The sequence below is a fragment of the Corynebacterium sp. LK28 genome (assembly GCF_014335105.1).
Classification (GTDB): Bacteria; Actinomycetota; Actinomycetes; order Mycobacteriales; family Mycobacteriaceae; genus Corynebacterium; species Corynebacterium macclintockiae.
In genome coordinates this window covers 115,501-131,783 of the sequence record NZ_PDGZ01000008.1, presented here as the reverse complement: position 1 = coordinate 131,783, position 16,283 = coordinate 115,501, and the positions used below count along the sequence as shown (strand labels likewise).

General features: G+C 62.6%; 13 protein-coding genes. 12 read left to right on the top strand and 1 reads right to left on the bottom strand.

Features of this window, described 5'->3' with window-relative positions; translation table 11 throughout:
* The first annotated feature begins 35 nt into the window (after positions 1 to 35).
* The 11 genes from gcvT (at position 36) to CRD15_RS02815 (ending at position 13,922) form a co-directional block, all read left to right on the top strand.
* A complete protein-coding gene (gcvT, locus tag CRD15_RS02865; RefSeq protein WP_187401852.1) occupies positions 36 to 1,205 on the top strand; it encodes a glycine cleavage system aminomethyltransferase GcvT in 1,170 nt (389 codons plus the stop codon).
* Between the two features lie 129 nt (positions 1,206 to 1,334).
* A complete protein-coding gene (gene gcvH / locus CRD15_RS02860) occupies positions 1,335 to 1,718 on the top strand; it encodes a glycine cleavage system protein GcvH (RefSeq protein WP_034974814.1) in 384 nt (127 codons plus the stop codon).
* Between the two features lie 25 nt (positions 1,719 to 1,743).
* Positions 1,744 to 3,468: a hypothetical protein gene (locus tag CRD15_RS02855; RefSeq protein ID WP_187401851.1), complete on the top strand. Its 1,725-nt coding sequence runs from the start codon at positions 1,744 to 1,746 to the stop codon at positions 3,466 to 3,468.
* Positions 3,469 to 3,515: 47 nt separating this feature from the next.
* On the top strand, positions 3,516 to 4,073 hold the full coding sequence (gene pyrE / locus CRD15_RS02850; protein ID WP_187401850.1) for an orotate phosphoribosyltransferase: 558 nt from the start codon (positions 3,516 to 3,518) through the stop codon (positions 4,071 to 4,073).
* Positions 4,074 to 4,081: 8 nt separating this feature from the next.
* A complete protein-coding gene (locus tag CRD15_RS02845; protein ID WP_070550753.1) occupies positions 4,082 to 4,765 on the top strand; it encodes an RNA methyltransferase in 684 nt (227 codons plus the stop codon).
* A 1,250-nt stretch (positions 4,766 to 6,015) separates the two neighbouring features.
* Positions 6,016 to 7,134, top strand: a complete 1,119-nt coding sequence (locus tag CRD15_RS02840; RefSeq protein ID WP_034981853.1) for a glycoside hydrolase family 76 protein — start codon at positions 6,016 to 6,018, stop codon at positions 7,132 to 7,134.
* Positions 7,135 to 7,225: 91 nt separating this feature from the next.
* Positions 7,226 to 8,260, top strand: a complete 1,035-nt coding sequence (fbaA, locus tag CRD15_RS02835; RefSeq protein ID WP_187401849.1) for a class II fructose-bisphosphate aldolase — start codon at positions 7,226 to 7,228, stop codon at positions 8,258 to 8,260.
* A 14-nt stretch (positions 8,261 to 8,274) separates the two neighbouring features.
* On the top strand, positions 8,275 to 8,778 hold the full coding sequence (locus CRD15_RS02830; protein ID WP_187401848.1) for a DUF3151 domain-containing protein: 504 nt from the start codon (positions 8,275 to 8,277) through the stop codon (positions 8,776 to 8,778).
* Between the two features lie 53 nt (positions 8,779 to 8,831).
* Positions 8,832 to 9,776, top strand: coding sequence for an endonuclease/exonuclease/phosphatase family protein (locus CRD15_RS02825; protein WP_187401847.1), 945 nt, complete (start codon positions 8,832 to 8,834; stop codon positions 9,774 to 9,776).
* Positions 9,777 to 9,786: 10 nt separating this feature from the next.
* The gene (locus tag CRD15_RS02820; RefSeq protein ID WP_187401846.1) at positions 9,787 to 11,025 is read left to right on the top strand and encodes an aromatic acid exporter family protein; all 1,239 of its coding nucleotides are present in this window, start codon (positions 9,787 to 9,789) and stop codon (positions 11,023 to 11,025) included.
* 113 nt (positions 11,026 to 11,138) lie between these two features.
* Entirely contained in the window at positions 11,139 to 13,922 is a 2,784-nt protein-coding gene (locus CRD15_RS02815) for a Rib/alpha-like domain-containing protein (protein WP_187401845.1), read from the top strand.
* Positions 13,923 to 13,934: 12 nt separating this feature from the next.
* Here the strand turns inward: CRD15_RS02815 and CRD15_RS02810 are convergent, their stop codons facing one another.
* Entirely contained in the window at positions 13,935 to 14,828 is an 894-nt protein-coding gene (locus tag CRD15_RS02810) for a hypothetical protein (RefSeq protein WP_187401844.1), read from the bottom strand.
* 160 nt (positions 14,829 to 14,988) lie between these two features.
* Here CRD15_RS02810 and CRD15_RS02805 point away from each other — a divergent pair, with 160 nt between their 5' ends.
* Positions 14,989 to 16,278 (top strand): adenylosuccinate synthase, encoded by a 1,290-nt coding sequence (locus CRD15_RS02805; RefSeq protein WP_034969285.1) that lies wholly within the window; start codon positions 14,989 to 14,991, stop codon positions 16,276 to 16,278.
* Positions 16,279 to 16,283 lie beyond the last annotated feature (5 nt).

The window sequence follows — 16,283 nt, the reverse complement described above, 5'->3', positions numbered from 1 at the left end:
TGAGGGCGTCACAAAGAGAAGAAGGAGAGCAAGAGATGACCGAACTTAAAAAGACCGCGCTGTATGGCGTGCACCAGAAGCTAGATGCGCGCTTCACCGACTTCGGCGGTTGGGACATGCCGCTGAAGTACGGCAGTGAGCTCGACGAGCACCACGCGGTGCGCAACGCCGTGGGCGTATTCGACCTTTCCCACATGGGCGAAGTTCGCGTGACCGGCCCGCAGGCGGCGGAGTACCTGGACCACGCGCTGATCTCCAAGCTGTCGGCAGTGAAGATCGGCAAGGCAAAGTACTCGATGATCTGCACCGAATCCGGCGGCATCATCGACGACCTGATCACCTACCGCTTGGGCGAGAACGAGTTCCTGATCGTGCCCAACGCAGGCAACGTAGACAACGTGGTTTCCGCACTGCAGAGCCGTACCGATGGCTTTGAGTTAGAGATCAACAACGAATCCGATCAGACCTCCATGATCGCCGTGCAGGGTCCGAAGGCCGCAGCGGCGATGCTGGAGATCGTGGACAACGTTGTGGAGGCACCCGAGGCCTCCGGCGCTGGCGAGACCGTCGCCGAGGCCATCGAGGGGCTGGGTTACTACGCGGCATTCAAGGGAATCGCCGCAGGTCAGCCCGTGCTGGTGGCGCGCACCGGCTACACCGGCGAGGACGGCTTCGAGCTGATCGTGGACAACGACGGTGCGGAGGCCGTGTGGACCAAGGCCATGGATCAGGCCGCGCAGCTGGGTGGCCTGCCGTGTGGCCTGGCGTGCCGCGACACCCTGCGCCTGGAGGCCGGCATGCCGCTGTACGGCAATGAGCTGTCGCTGAAGCTCAACCCTGTTGATGCAGGTCTGGGGATTCTGGCGGCGACGAAGTCCAAGGACTCTTTCGTGGGTCGGGACGCCATCGTCTCCGCCAAGGACAAGGGCACCGAGCAGACCCTGATCGGGCTGGCTGGCGAAGGTCGCCGCGCTGCCCGTGGCGGATACGAAGTGTTCGCAGCGGACGGCGAGAAGGCCATCGGCACCGTAACCTCCGGCGCGCTGTCGCCGACGCTGGGTCACCCGGTGGCCATGGCATATGTATCGAAGTCCGCCGTGAACTCCGGCGCCGCTGCCGAGGGAGCGACGGTGGAAGTGGATATCCGCGGAAAGCGCTACGAGTACAAGGTAGTGGCGCTGCCGTTCTACTCGCGCGAGAAGTAAGCGCGAGTAGGACGAGAAGTAAGCGCGAGTAGCGCGGGAACGCGGCTAACGCACACAGGGTTGTCTGCCCGCTGGTGTATGGTTTGGGCAGATAACTACAGAAAACTTTTAAACGAGAGGCTAAAGAAAATGACTGCACTGCCAACTGACTTCCTGTATTCCGAGGAGCACGAGTGGGTTAACACCTCCGCTGTCGTGGAGGGTGAGACCGTGCGCGTGGGCATCACCCACATCGCTACTGAGGCTCTGGGCGACATCGTCTTCGTCGAACTGCCCGAGGTCGGTACCGAGGTTGAGGCCGGTGAGGCCTTCGGCGAGGTTGAGTCCACCAAGTCCGTCTCTGACATCTACGCACCGGTTTCCGGCGAGGTCGTCGCTGTTAACGAGGCTCTGGAAGACAACGCAGGCCTGATCAACGAGGATCCCTACGGCGAGGGCTGGCTGTACGAGGTTAAGGTGACCGAGGCAGGCGAGCTGATGGACGCCGAGGCTTACCAGGCGGCCAACGAATAAAAACCCTCTCCGTATTCCGTAGTTTATGGTCGGTTCCATTGTCGCTTTGATCGTCGGCTTGGCCCTGCTGGGTCTTGCCGTGTGGTTGCTGCTGCGCGCAAAAGCTGCTGGGGATCCCTCCGTTGAGGGGCTCGAGCCGCCCGCGCATGCCGAGCAGCCCGCGCATGCCGAGCATTCCGCCGAAGGCAATGCCGACCACTACCCGGGCGCTGACTACGTGCCCGAGGGGGAGGACGGCGCTGCGTTTGATGGCGCCGAGTACGAATATGACGATGGCGACTACGCCGAGTACGAGGGCGGGGAGTACGAAGAATACGACGGCGCTGCGTTTGATGGCGCCGAGTATGATGGCGCTGAGTATGACGGCGCCGACTATGAGGACGACGTCGAATACAACGCTGAGCCCGAAGAAGCTGAATCAGAGGTAGTCGCAGCCACGCCCGCGTCCTCGACCGGGATGGCTGGTTTCGGTTTTCCCCGGAGGCGGCGTCGTCAATGGGCGATCGACAACGGCTTCGAATACACGAAGGAAGACAGCGAGCTGGCACGCGCTTGGCCCGTCGCCATCACCGGCGCGCAGCACGGCCGCGTGCCCACGCTGCGAGAGGTTGTCAGCGGATTCGTCGACGGCCACCAGGTGCACATTGGCGACATGGGGTCCTCCACGCTCATGGCGATGCGCCGGGTGGAGGAATCCCCAGTTCAGGTGCTGTATTCCGCGGGAAGTGCGCAGCCCGCAGGGATGCGCCGAACCGACTTGCTAGACCAGCCGCCGTTCGCCGCATACACCACCGACGTCCGCGCTCTGGACCGCATGCTGGACGCCCGCGTGGAAGATGCCCTCGCCGCCTTGTCGCAGGTAGCCACCGACGTGGCATGGGGGCAGAACTGGACCGTCGTGCGCGTATCCCGCAAGCTGGATTTCCACGTGTGGGAGGCGATCTTGCCACGGCTGCACTCCCTGGTGGATGCAGCGATGGTGCTGCCCCCGGCGCAGACCAGCGCGCCGCTGGAGATGCTCTACGCTGACCAGCTGCGCCCCCAGCCCGGTGGGCCACTGCAGGTGCACACCGACGCCCCTCTGAACCAGGAGGAGATCGAGGAACAGGCCGCCGAGACGTCCTCCCGTCGCGCCCACCTGCGAGCCGTTCCGGATGGTGCCGAGGACGCGGACGGTAGTGACGCCCACGCTTCCGCCGCTGGCGAAAGTCCTGGCGCGCAGACCGGGCAAGCTGGAGCTGGGCAAGCCGGGCAGGCTGGGCGCGCAGAGCGCAGCGAGGAAGCTGCCGCGCACGCCGAAGTGCCGAACCCAGAGCGCCCCGACATCACCCGGCCCGCCGAGCCAGTGGCTTTCCCTTCCCGCACCCATGCGCGCTGGGAAGGTGGCGATACGGGCAGCTTCGACAGCTTTGCCGTGGGAGACTACGACGATGCGGACGACGACGTGCACGCAGGTCGCAGACGCCGCCGCGATGGAGGCATCCCCCGCCTAGGCGAGGACCCGGAGCACATGAGCGCGCATGCCTCCCAATATGCGCAGGTCATCCGCGATGATGCGGAAGAGGCCACCATTTTCGAGGAAGTCGAGGAGACCAAGTCCACCGCAATTCGACTGTCTCCTGTGACGCAGCGTCGGCGGAGCGGTGGGCGTCATCGCGCACCAGAGGCACGCCACGCCCGCCCCGAACCCATCGAACCGATCGAGTACGAAACCGTCGACGGCGAGGTCGTCGAAGACGACCAGCAATAAGCCCCACCGGGCAAAGACAACGGCACAGACCAGAAGGAGAAACCTCAATGATCGATGAAGCTAAGAAGCAGCGCCTGGCCGAGCTCGTCAAGGAGCTGGCGGTGGTGCACGGGCGCGTGACCCTTTCCTCCGGCAAGGAGGCCGACTACTACGTTGACCTGCGCCGCGCCACTCTGCACCACGAGGCCTCGCCGCTGATCGGCGAGCTGCTGCGCGAGCTGACCGCCGACTGGAATTACGACCACGTCGGCGGGCTGACCCTTGGGGCGGATCCGGTGGCGACGGCGATTATGCACGCGGGTTCGGCGGGCGCGGCAGGGCGCGACATCGACGCGTTCGTCGTGCGCAAGGAAGCCAAGAAGCACGGCATGCAGCGCCGCATCGAAGGCCCGGACATTGAGGGCAAGCGCGTGCTGATCGTCGAGGATACGACGACCACCGGCAACTCCCCACTGACCGCTGTCGCTGCAGCTCGCGAGGCTGGCGCGACCGTTGTTGGCGTGGCCACCGTCGTTGACCGCGCGACTGGCGCCAAGGATGTTATTGAGGCCGAGGGAGTCGAGTACCGCTCTCTGCTGGGCCTGTCCGACCTGGGGCTTGCCTAGTAATTTTTATGACGCCGACCTCCCCCGAATCACACGATAAACCCGGACCGACGGAGTGGCTGGAGCATCCTCGCGGGGTGCGCAGCTGGGAAGATGAACACCCTGGCCAGCCCCGCCCGACGGATCCGCGCTTCGACTCCGAGCTGCTGGATGCCGGGGACACGCGCAACGTGGTGGATGCTTACCGGTACTGGAAGCAGTCCGCGATTATTGCGGACATTGATACGCGCCGGCACGCACTGCACATTGCCATCGAGAACTTCGAAAACGACTCGAACATCGGCACCGTCGTGCGGACTGCGAATGCCTTCGCGGTGGATACCGTGCACATTGTTGGGCGGCGGCGGTGGAACCGGCGGGGAGCGATGGTCACCGACCGCTACCAGCACTTACAGCACCATGCGACGGTCGGGGAGGTGCTGGAATTTGCCGCCCAGGAGGGGCTAGTTGTGGTGGCCGTGGATAACACCCCGGGGTGCGTGCCGCTGGAGACCGCGGAATTGCCGGAGCGGTGCCTGCTGCTGTTTGGCCAGGAGGGGCCGGGTGTGACCCAGGAGGCGCAGGATGCTGCGCGGATGACGGTCTCTATTGCTCAGTTTGGTTCGACGCGGTCCATTAATGCAGGTGTGGCGGCTGGGATTGCGATGCATGCGTGGATCCGCCAGCACGCGGATCTGTCTCAGGCCTGGTAGCTGGGCCTGGCAGTCTGGTAGCTGGGCCTGGTGGCCCGGCTCAGCCCGGCTCAGTGGCCCGACCCGGCCCAGCCCGGCGGCCCGGTGGCCCGGCCCGGCCCAGCCCGGCGGCCCGGTGGCCCGGCCCGGCCCAGCAGCCTGGTTGTTAGTGCCCTGCTGCTGGCCTGCCAGTCTGTCAGTCTTCCCCTAATTCCGCCTAGTCAGGTTCTGGATGTCCAAAATGTCGGAAAAGTGGTATTTCTTCGGAGTCATCGCCGAGACTCGACCGAATAAAACGTTCTGACCTGCACATTTACATTACTGCGAATAGTCACCAATAACGTTTTGCAACTTTTCCGACACTTAGCCATTCTGCGCTGCCTATTCTGCAACTTTTCCGACACTTAAGTCTCCTGGGTTGCAAGATTTCCGACATTCCGGTCTCTATATGGGCTTGCCTGGGCTTGCTTGGGTTTGCATGGGGTGTTTGCGAGGCGTGCATGGGGCTGCATTGGACTATTCGAGTGCCAAATGTCGTTAGAACGGGAATAGGTCAGCTTTGAGGAGGCGGAAATGGGGATCCAGCTCGCCAAATGTCGCTAGATCGGGAATCTGTGGAAGCAAAAGGTTGGCACCGAAAATTAGAAACGCTTTGACCTGCGTGTTTAGATAGATGAAAAGGGTTGTCTTTAACGGATTCCCGTTCTAGCGACATTTGCCGTTCTGCGGACGGATGAAATCCCGATCTAGCGACATTTGCTACCCCGTGGGCTCGCGCAATCCCGATCTAGCGACATTCCACGCCAGATAGAGCCAGCAGGATGATGGCTAGACTGGTTCGCAAAGCGCTACAACCGAGTGAGGTGTGCAAAGTGTTCAATCTTCCCGGCAAGGGCAAGCGGGATAGCAAGGCGGCTCAGGGAGACCGGAGCTCCGTAGAGGAGACTCAGGTTCCTACGGAAAAGTCGACTATTTCTGCAGGTCAAAAGGGTTCTGAGGTGGGGGAGAATGTGGCCGTGGCGCAGGGACAGGCCGCGGTTGGCGAGCCGGCGGAAGAGCAGGCTGACGCTGAACCGGCGGAAGAGCAGGCTGGGGTTGGCAAACCGGCGGAAGAGCAGGCTGCGGCTACAACCCAACCAACCCAACCAACCCAACTCACCCACACACCTCAACCAACCCACCCCACCCAGGAATTCAGGGAGCGCTGGGATCACCGCGCAGACCTCGCCTACCAGGCGGTTTACGAGCGCCACGCCAGCCGGCTCTGGGGCATCCCCCGCACCACGCTGGGGATTATCGCCTGGCCGCCGACCACTCGCGACCGGCTGTTCGTCCGCTGGCACTACTGGTGGCAGGCTCACTACATCGACAACCTCATCGATGCAGCCGTCCGCCGCCCCACCACGTCGCGGATTCACGCGATCCGCCGCCACCTCCGCGCCATGCGCATCCGCAACATCTCCCGCCTGTCCGCCAATAACTACTACGACGACAAGGCATGGCTCGCCCTCGCCCTCCAGCGCGCTGCGAACGAGCCGAAAATCAACGCCAAGCTCAACGCCGACCGCGACCTGGAACCGCTGGTGGAAAACATTTTCGAGGGTGTGGACAGCCTCACGGGCGTGCTGCCGTGGCGCACGAACGAGACTTTCTACAACGTCCCCACCAACGGCCCCGCCGCGATCCTGGCTGCCCGCAATGGCGACATCGAGACCGCGGAGCGCCTGGTCGACTGGACCTTCGACAACCTCATCAACGAAGACGGCCTGGTCATGGACGGTATCCACATGCGGATGGCCGGCCCGGAGCCCGTCACCGCACTGCACCCTTATTGCCAGGGCGTGATGCTGGGCGCATGCGTGGAGCTCGCCCGCGCGCGCAGACGTGCAGCTGGTGTGGGGGATGAGGAGGTCTCAGATGTGGGCGTCAAAGAAATAACCCGCATCCATGGCCTGCTCCGCGCGATCGAGAATCACATGACGGACCACGACGGCGCGATCAATGTGCGCACTGGCGGTGGCGACGGCGGGCTGTTTAATGGCATTCTTGCGCGTTATCTTTCTCTTGTTGTTGAGTGTTTGCCGACGCCAGGTCGGCACGGCACGGAATCTGTAGCCATAGCCCGGCGAATTGTGTTGGCGACAGCCGAGCAGGTGTGGCGCTTCCGACTGGAGGTCGATGGCCTGCCGGTGTTCTCTGCTGACTGGACGAAGGATGCGACGATGCCGCAGGCCGGTGGGCTGGTTGGCGCGACGATTGCGGGGGCGGTGGCGAGCTCCGACATTGCGGAGCGGGATCTGTCTGTGCAGCTTTCCGGGTGGATGCTGATGGAGGCGGCGGCGCGGGTGAGTGCTGCGGGGGCGCGGGTGAGTGCTGCGGGGGCGCTCTAGCTGGAGTGACTGCACGGCGTGGGAATTGTGGGCATAATTGTGGGCGGAGACAAACCGGACTTATTCAGGTTCATATCTAAGGAGCATCGAAATGCCTATTGCAACCCCCGACGTGTACCGCGACATGCTGGACAATGCGAAGGAAAACGGCTTCGCATACCCCGCCATCAACTGCACTTCTTCTGAGACCATCAATGCTGCTCTGAAGGGCTTTGCGGATGCGGAGTCCGACGGCATCATCCAGTTCTCTACCGGCGGTGCCCAGTTCGGTTCCGGTCTGGCCGTGAAGAACATGGTTGCGGGTGCGGAGGCGCTGGCTGCGTTTGCTCACCAGGCTGCTAAGCACTACGGCGTGAACGTTGCCCTGCACACCGACCACTGCCAGAAGGAAGTTCTGGACGAGTACGTTCGCCCGCTGATGGAGATCTCCCGCAAGCGCGTGGAGGCTGGCGAGAACCCGCTGTTCCAGTCCCACATGTGGGACGGTTCCGCCATCCCGATCGACGAGAACCTGGAGATCGCCAAGGAGCTGCTGGCGGATGCACAGAAGGCCAAGATCATCCTCGAGGTTGAGATCGGTGTTGTTGGTGGCGAGGAAGATGGCGTGGAGGCCAAGGCTGGCGCTAACCTGTACACCACCGAAGAGGACTTCCTGAAGACTGTCGATGCCCTGGGTACCGGCGAAAACGGTCGCTACCTGCTGGCCGCTACCTTCGGTAACGTCCACGGCGTGTACAAGCCGGGCAACGTGAAGCTGCGCCCGGAGGTTCTGGACATGGGCCAGAAGGTTGCAGAGAAGAAACTGGGCCTGGCTGAGGGTTCCAACCCGTTCGACTTCGTGTTCCACGGCGGCTCCGGCTCTGAGAAGGAGAAGATCGAGGAGTCCCTGCGCTATGGCGTGATCAAGATGAACGTCGATACCGATACCCAGTACGCGTTCACCAACCCGGTTGCCCGCCACATGTTCACCAACTTCGATGGTGTGCTGAAGATCGACGGCGAGGTCGGCAACAAGAAGGTTTACGACCCGCGCTCCTACCTGAAGCAGGCCGAGGAGGCAATGTCCGTTCGCGTGGTGGAGGCCTGCAACGACCTGCACTCCGCTGGCACCTCCGTAGCCAAGTAGGCTTCACAAGCACCATGGCAGAACAGATTCGTCGTAGTCGAGACCTCTTTGGCGCGGAGCACCCGGAGGTGCGCCTGCCGCAGGAGCTAGCAAGCTCCGTTCCCGTCGCGGAGGCCGCGGAGGCCGCAGCTGCAGACGCTGATGCCGCAGGCGCAGCAACCCCGCAGTCGCGCGAAGCGCTGGAAGAGGTTGTCGCTGACAACCTGAAGGATTCCGGCGCCTGGGCAGCCCTGGCGGAGGTGCTGCTGGCCGAAGGACAAGCCGTTCAGGCTTATGCCTGCGCCCGCACCGGCTACCACCGTGGCCTGGATGCCCTGCGTGGTAACGGCTGGCGCGGAACCGGCCCGGTGCCGTGGGATCACGTTCCCAACCAGGGTGTACTGCGGGCCATTGGTGCCCTCGTGCAGACCGCCCGCGCCCTCGGCGAGGACGATGAGGTCGTGCGCTGCCTGAACCTCCTGCACGACTGCGACCCGGCAGCAGCCCCGGCTCTGGGGCTGGATAGCTCGGAAAGCTAACTGGTACAACTGGATAGCCAGGCTGGATTGTTAAGGAACCTCCGAATAAGGAAATGAGCAAGCGCCGTTCATTCTCCCAACCAACGCCCTACCCTGTGGCGAATCGCAACCTCTGCATAGCCGCAGTGGTGGTGGCCATGGTGTGGCTGTCCAGCATCCTCTGGCCGGCGCAGACCACCGCCGCGTGGCCCTTCGTCGCCGAAATCCAGGCGAGCTCGTGGGTCGCCGGGGTGCTCGCCGCGGCCGGCATTGGCATCCTCCGCTCTATTCGCCGCGCGGCGCTGTGCGCGGTTCTAGCTTTATTGGCGGTCTTGATCGTCCCGCGCGTACCTGCGCCCAATTTTTCGGACGCCCACACTTCCACCCGAGTATTCTCCCTCAACACATACTGGGGACAAGCCGACGACAAGCGAATCGCCCGTGCCATCGAGGAGCTCAAACCCGATGTCGTATTCCTCATCGAAACGAATGCGGAGGAAGTGGAAAAGGTCGCGGAACAGACTGGCTATGAACCTTTAACTAAGCCGCGTCCTGGCAACGATCGGGCGGATAATGTTGTGGGCCTGGTGTCGGCGTCATTTAAAGAAAAAAGGGGGGCGCACGGCAACATGGTGCGGGGGTTGACCCGCTTCCAAACTCCGCGCGTGAATGCGCCGCTGCACGGTAACAGTGAGTTCGTGGGCGTGCATGCGGTGGCGCCTGCGAAGGACGACCGCAAGGCGTGGGAGCAGGATCTAGCGAGCCTCAGCGATTGGGCGAACTCGCGGCGCCACCTGGTGCTGGCCGGTGACTTCAACGCTACGCGCAGCCATCCGCGTTACCGCGACTTTGAACTCAGCGACTGCACCGGGCACCTGGCGCACACGCCGACGTGGCCGGCGGTATTCCCGGTGATTCGCCTGGACCACATCATGACTACCGGCGAGTGTTTGGGCGGCGGGACGAAGCGGATCCCAGGTACCGACCATCTGGCGGTGTGGGCGGACGTGACCACCTAAACTGGCGGGCATGGCAGAACCACGACGGCGGCCACGAACCGCGAAGGAAATGTGGGGCGAGCCGGCCAACCGCCTGCGCCCCGGAGTGCGCGCAGCAGCCCGGAACCTGCGCCGGATCGCCCCGGTGCAGGGTGCAATCCGCGTGCGCGAGGGGTTAGTCTTCGCGATTCAGTGCGCCATCGGCGCTGGCCTGGCGCTGCTTATCGCGGAACAGATCTTTGACCACCAGCAGGCTTTCTTCGCGCCCATCGCAGCGGTGCTGAGCCTGGGGGTGAGCGCCGGTAAACGCCTGCGCCGCGGCTTCGAGCTGGTGTTGGGAGCCTCCGTGGGTGTGGGCATCGGCGACTTGGTGATCAGCAACATTGGCAGCGGGTACTGGCAGGTCTCGGTGGTGGTGCTGTTCGCCATTCTGGCGGCGATATTCGTGGATAAGTCGGTCTCTGTGGCTTTCCAGGCCGCTAGTTCCGCGGTGCTGGTGGCGACGATCCTGCCGCCCGGGTCTTCTGGTTCGTGGGACCGCATGATAGACGCGCTGATCGGTGGAGTGATCGGCATTGTGGTGTTGGCGATGGTGCCGAACTCGCCGTTGCGCCCGGCTCGGCGGGAGGTATCCGTGCTGGTGTCGAAGGCCTCGCTGGTGATGGACGACGTGGCGCAGGGGATGGCCGAACGTGATGCCTCCAAGATCACCAAGGCTTTGGAGATCGCACGCGGTACGCAGACGAACGTCAATGCGCTGCTGACCAGTGTGGGCGGCGGGTCGGAGGTCGTGGCGGTCTCGCCGATCTATTGGACGGCCAGGCGGCACGCTAGGACGATGAGCCGCATCCTGGTGCCCGTCGATAACGTCATGCGCAATACGCGTGTGTTGGCGCGCCGGGCGGAGATCATGATCATGGACGAGGTCGATCCCCCGGAGGAAATGGTCGAGCTGATACGCAGTATCTCCAACGAACTGGGGCAGCTAGGCGCGTTGTTCGCGGAGGGCGGCACGCGCGGCACTCGCGACGAGGCCGTGGAGATCCCGGAGATCGTCCGCGCACTGCAGAAGCTGGGCGCGGAGGCGGACCTACAGGTTGCTGAGGGTACGGGCTTGTCGGGCATGGTCGTGTTGGCGCAGTGCCGGTCGATTATTGTTGACGCCCTGCAGGTCTGTGGCTATTCGCGGGAGTCGGCTATGGCGTTCCTGCGGCCGACAGTGGATAGGCCGTGGCAGCCACCGGAAGTCTGGGGCGACCAGGAGGGATAAGCGGGGGCTACGAGTGGAACCTTAAGAGTGGCGATAGTAGATTCTTAAAGAAGTTGGGGAATTGTTCCCCGCTCCGACTTAATGTCGTCTCACTCGAATATGAGGTGTCTCCTATGATGTTTCTCCGTTCCCGCCGCGCCATGATTGCTGTCGCGGCTGCCTCCAGCCTGGTGCTGACCGCCACGGCTGTCCCACAGTCCCCGTTCTCTCCGGTAGCTGCCCAGGCCGCCACGGCCAACAAGACGCAGGATACGACCCTGCCGCTGAAATGTAATATTTCTGCTGGTGGTGGCCTCGCAAATGAGAATATGGACTTTGCGGGACAAGTGCATGTGGAAATGCCGGAAACTGCTCACCAGAATGAGGTGGTAACCGCAAAGATCAATATTGATCGTCTTGTGGTTTCTGACCCCAAACTCGGATCAGTACTGGGTATAAACCCAAGTTTCGAAAGCGGAAACACTCAAAGAAACAAGGTGCGTTTCTATATTCCAGACGACGTTGAGCTTGTCGGCTCTAATTTGGACGCTACTTTAGATAAGCATGTCCTAACAGTTGAAAAAATGATGAAGCCCGGAAAGCTCTCCAGTACATCCGTTTTTGTCGATTTTATGCCACTCGAGGTGAAACTGAAGGCGAAGAATGCTGGCAAACTAGAGATTCAAACTCCGACGGAGTATCTGAAGAACGACACCTCGGGCCGTGTAAATAACAACAATATGTTCTACGGTGAAGGGCAATTGAGGTTCAGAGTCGGACTGAGGGTTGCTTGTCGAACCGACCAATACAAGCCGCTGGGTGCCACCGAGGTCAAGCCGTACTCTAATGCTTTGGAGCCCAAGTACTCCAATGTGACCGTGAAACAGCAGGATGCTGCTACCGCGAAGAATGCTGCGCAGGCTCCGGCGGGCACTACCTACGCCAAGGGCGCCAATGCTCCGGAGTGGGCAACTGTCGCTGAGGACGGCACCGTCACCGTTAAGCCTGGCCTGGATGTGGAGCCGGGTGACTATACCGTCCCGGTTGTTGTCACCTATCCGGACTCTTCAGCGGACAACACTGTCGTGAACGTGACGGTGAAGGAGAAGCCCCTGGCGGAACAGCACGATCCGCAGTACGCAGAAGTGACTGTTAAGCAGCTGGATACCGAGACTGTCGAGGCTCCAAAGGATGTCGCCGAGGGCGCAACGTTTGCAGCTGGAGAAAATGCACCGGAATGGGCCACCGTTGCTGAAGATGGCACCGTCACCGTAAAGCCCAGCCGGGAAGTGAAACCAGGCGACTACACCGTTCCAGTCGTTGTCCGCTATCCGGACCAGTCCAAGGATGACACTGTGGTTAACGTCCACGTGAAGGTCACGCACACCAACGAGTTGCACGATCCGCAATTCGGCGAGACCACCGTCGAGCAGGAGAGCACCGCCACTGTCGCCGCCCCAGAGGGGCTGCCGGAGGGTGCGAAGGTTACCGCTGGTGAGGGTGCGCCGGAGTGGGTCACCGTCAACGAGGATGGTTCTATCGAGGCAAAGCCCACCCTGGAGACCGAAGTCAAGGATTACACCGTTCCGGTGGTCGTCACGTATGACGACGGGTCCACCGACGAAGCAACTGCTAAGGTGACCGTCACCAAGAAGCCGGACAACCAGATTTACTCCCCGGAGTATGGCAGCATCACCGTGCAGGCCAACCGTTCCGCAAAGACTCCTGCCATCGAGGGTTTGCCGGAGGGCACCAAGTTCGCCCTGGCTGAGGGTGCTCCGGACTGGGCAACTATCGATGGCAAGGGCGTTGTTCAGCTGAACCCGGGCGGTGACGTTGACACTAAGGATTACGCCGTCCCAGTTACGGTTACCTACCCCGATGGTACTACCGACAAGGCCGAGCTGAAGGTCACGGTCACGGAGCGCGCCATCAACGAGCTACATGATCCGACCTACAAGCCGATCGCGGTAAAGCAGGAAGAGACCGCCACTGTTGCTGCCCCTGAGGGCAGCGCTGCGGACGCCGAGTACTCCCTGGGTGCAGGCGCACCGAACTGGGTCACCCTGAACAAGGATGGCAGCCTCGAGGCACGTCCGGGTCTTGAAGTTAAGCCGGGTGAGTACCAGATCCCGGTGACGGTCATCTACGGAGATGACTCGGCTGACCGCACTACTGCCGTGGTTACCGTGACCGTGAAACCCGCCAACGAAATCCACGATCCGACCTACTCGGACGTGACCGTGAAGCAGGGTGACGAAGTGACCGCTCCGGCTCCGACCGATGTGGCTGAGGGCGCGACCTACGAGAAGGGCGAGGAGGCTCCGGAGTGGGTCACGGTCAACCCAGACGGCACCGTAACCGCCAAGCCGGGCACGGATGTTGAGGCCAAGGAGTACACCGTTCCGGTGAAGGTCTCCTACAAGGACGGTTCCGGCGACGACACGACCGTGAACGTCACCGTCACCGTGAAGCCTGCCAACGAGATCCACGATCCTTCCTTCGAGGATGTCTCCGTGAAGCCGGGCGAGACCGTCACCTCCAAGGTGCCGGGTGATACCGGCGAAGGTGCTAAGTTCACCGCTGGTGAGGGTGCACCTGAGTGGGCCACCGTCAACCCAGATGGCACCGTGACCCTGAAGCCGGGCAAGGATGTGAAGCCGGGCGACTACACCGTTCCGGTCGTAGTCACTTACCCGGATGGATCGACCTCCACCGTGGAGCTGAAGGTGAACGTAGAAAAGCAGGAGAAGCCGAGCGGAAGCTCCGGGTCCAGCAACGGCTCCAGCAGCTCCAGCGGAGTCGCTGGTTCCAGTCCGCTGGGTAAGTTCTTCGCAGCCCTGTTCGGAACGATTGCTATCGGCGCCGGTCTGTTCGGCCTGTACAACTGGGCTCGCGCCCACGGCTACGTCCGCTAATTGCGGGCGAGCTTAGTTTCGCACGAACTGCCCATCCCGCAGGTGGCGGTAAAACGTCACCGACTTCAGCGGGCGGGGATGGCGCACCCCATCACGGGTGACCGCCAGATCCACCCCTCCGGCCTGTAAGGCCCGCCCCCGCAGCACCGTCGGCGAGACGGTACTGCGGGGCTTTTTCGTGCGCCCGAACCAGCCCTTCCGCGGCAACGGTGGGCGCTGCACCGCCGCCAACCCCGGAGCATCCGGGGTGGGGACCAGGCGCACGCCGTTATTGAAGTCGCTGGTTCCGGCCTTGTTCTGCTCGTACAGAACCTCGGAATCGACAATAACTTCGCCGATCATCTCCGCCGCATCTTCGGCCTCTCCCGCCGAGCCTGCCGAGCCAGCCTTGCCAGCCGAGCTCACCGGACCGGTCACCTCCGCGACCCCCAACGTCACCACCCCGTGATCGTCACGGATGACCGGAGTTGGCACAGCCGGGGAGGCGAGCGCGAAGGTGAGGTGCTGGGCGGGGGAGAAGGTGGCGTCCAGACCCCAAGAAAGAGCGACCGACGAAGCGCTGGAAGGGATAAACCCAACCTCGACCCAGAGGGCATCAATGCGCATCAACTTAGAGACCACGGCGGCCACCGCGGCATCGCTGCCATGCACGATCACGCGCACACGCTCGCTGACCTGGTGCGGATCGGGCTGCGGGGTGCCCAAGTGGGGCGCATCGGGGCGCTGCATCAACTCGTCCAACGACGGAGTAGAACCCACCACGAAGCGCTCCAGATCATCCAAGAAGCGCAGCTCCTTGCGGGTGGGGACGGCGGAAAGATCGAGGCACTCCACGGCCTCGCCTGGCAACACGGGATCGCGCAGCCGATCGCTGGCGGGAATATCGCAACGCAACAAGAACAACATAGAAACCCACCATAGCGAGTGCCACAACCACCGGCGACGTACTAGAATAGTTAAACGTCTTAGTGCCCCGCCCGATCAATGACAGCCTGTGAAGATGTGTCGCGTGGGGCTACAACCACGAGTACATCAGTACAAAAGCAGAGGACGTGTTTTAGGTTTCATGGCAGCGATCATTGTCGTGGGTGCCCAGTGGGGCGACGAAGGTAAGGGCAAAGCTACCGACATTCTGGGTGGAAGGGTCGACTACGTAGTTAAGCCCAACGGTGGCAATAATGCGGGCCACACTGTCGTCGTCGGCGGCGAAAAGTATGAGCTCAAGCTGCTGCCCGCAGGTGTTCTGTCCGAAAACGCTACGCCCATCATCGGCAACGGCTGCGTGGTGAACCTGGAGGCGCTGTTCGAGGAGATCGACGGGTTGGAAGCTCGCGGAGCAAACGCCTCCCGCCTGCGCGTGTCCGCCAACGCACAGCTGGTGGCGCCCTACCACGTGGCGATCGACCGCGTGGCCGAGCGCTTCCTGGGCAAGCGCGCCATCGGCACCACTGGCCGCGGAATCGGCCCGACCTACGCCGACAAAGTCTCCCGCGTGGGCATCCGTGCCCAGGACTTGCTGGACGAATCCATCCTGCGCCAGAAGATCGAATCGGCGCTGGACCAGAAAAACCAGATCCTGGTGAAGATCTACAACCGCCGCGCCGTCGACGTGGACGAGGTTGTGGACTACTTCCTGTCCTACGCCGATCGCCTCAAGCCGATGTTGATCGATGCGACGACGGAGCTGAATAAGGCTCTGGACGCCGGTAAGTCTGTGCTGATGGAAGGCGGCCAGGCGACGATGCTAGACGTGGACCACGGCACGTATCCTTTCGTGACTTCCTCTAACCCCACCACCGGCGGCGCGTGCGTGGGCACCGGCATCGGGCCGACGCGCATCACGGCATCGCTGGGCATCATCAAGGCCTACACCACCCGCGTGGGTGCCGGTCCGTTCCCGACCGAGCTGTTCGACAAATGGGGCGAGTTCCTGCAGACCACCGGCGGCGAGGTCGGTGTGAACACCGGACGCAAGCGCCGCTGCGGCTGGTACGACTCTGTGATTGCCCGCTACGCCTCCCGCGTGAACGGCTTTACCGACTACTTCCTGACGAAGCTGGACGTGCTGACCGGAATCGGCGAGATCCCGATCTGCGTGGCCTACGACGTCGACGGTGTGCGCCACGACGAAATGCCAATGACGCAGACCGAGTTCCACCACGCCACCCCGATCTACGAGACCATGCCCGCGTGGGACGAGGACATCACGGACTGCAAGACCTTCGAAGAGCTGCCGCAGAAGGCGCAGGACTACGTCAAGCGCCTGGAGGAGCTGTCCGGCTGCCGGATCTCCTACATCGGCGTTGGCCCGGGCCGCGACCAGACGATCGTCATCAACGACGTCGCGGAGGGCTAGGCCTA

What these genes read in the sequence shown, in the direction of transcription:
- gcvH (WP_034974814.1), top strand. Translation starts at nt 1,335, where the DNA reads ATGACTGCACTGCCAACTGACTTCCTGTATTCCGAGGAGCACGAGTGG.
- CRD15_RS02855 (WP_187401851.1), top strand. Translation starts at nt 1,744, where the DNA reads ATGGTCGGTTCCATTGTCGCTTTGATCGTCGGCTTGGCCCTGCTGGGT.
- CRD15_RS02815 (WP_187401845.1), top strand. Translation starts at nt 11,139, where the DNA reads ATGATGTTTCTCCGTTCCCGCCGCGCCATGATTGCTGTCGCGGCTGCC.
- CRD15_RS02825 (WP_187401847.1), top strand. Translation starts at nt 8,832, where the DNA reads ATGAGCAAGCGCCGTTCATTCTCCCAACCAACGCCCTACCCTGTGGCG.
- CRD15_RS02820 (WP_187401846.1), top strand. Translation starts at nt 9,787, where the DNA reads ATGGCAGAACCACGACGGCGGCCACGAACCGCGAAGGAAATGTGGGGC.
- CRD15_RS02810 (WP_187401844.1), bottom strand. Translation starts at nt 14,828, where the DNA reads ATGTTGTTCTTGTTGCGTTGCGATATTCCCGCCAGCGATCGGCTGCGC.
- CRD15_RS02845 (WP_070550753.1), top strand. Translation starts at nt 4,082, where the DNA reads ATGACGCCGACCTCCCCCGAATCACACGATAAACCCGGACCGACGGAG.
- gcvT (WP_187401852.1), top strand. Translation starts at nt 36, where the DNA reads ATGACCGAACTTAAAAAGACCGCGCTGTATGGCGTGCACCAGAAGCTA.
- CRD15_RS02805 (WP_034969285.1), top strand. Translation starts at nt 14,989, where the DNA reads ATGGCAGCGATCATTGTCGTGGGTGCCCAGTGGGGCGACGAAGGTAAG.
- fbaA (WP_187401849.1), top strand. Translation starts at nt 7,226, where the DNA reads ATGCCTATTGCAACCCCCGACGTGTACCGCGACATGCTGGACAATGCG.
- CRD15_RS02830 (WP_187401848.1), top strand. Translation starts at nt 8,275, where the DNA reads ATGGCAGAACAGATTCGTCGTAGTCGAGACCTCTTTGGCGCGGAGCAC.
- pyrE (WP_187401850.1), top strand. Translation starts at nt 3,516, where the DNA reads ATGATCGATGAAGCTAAGAAGCAGCGCCTGGCCGAGCTCGTCAAGGAG.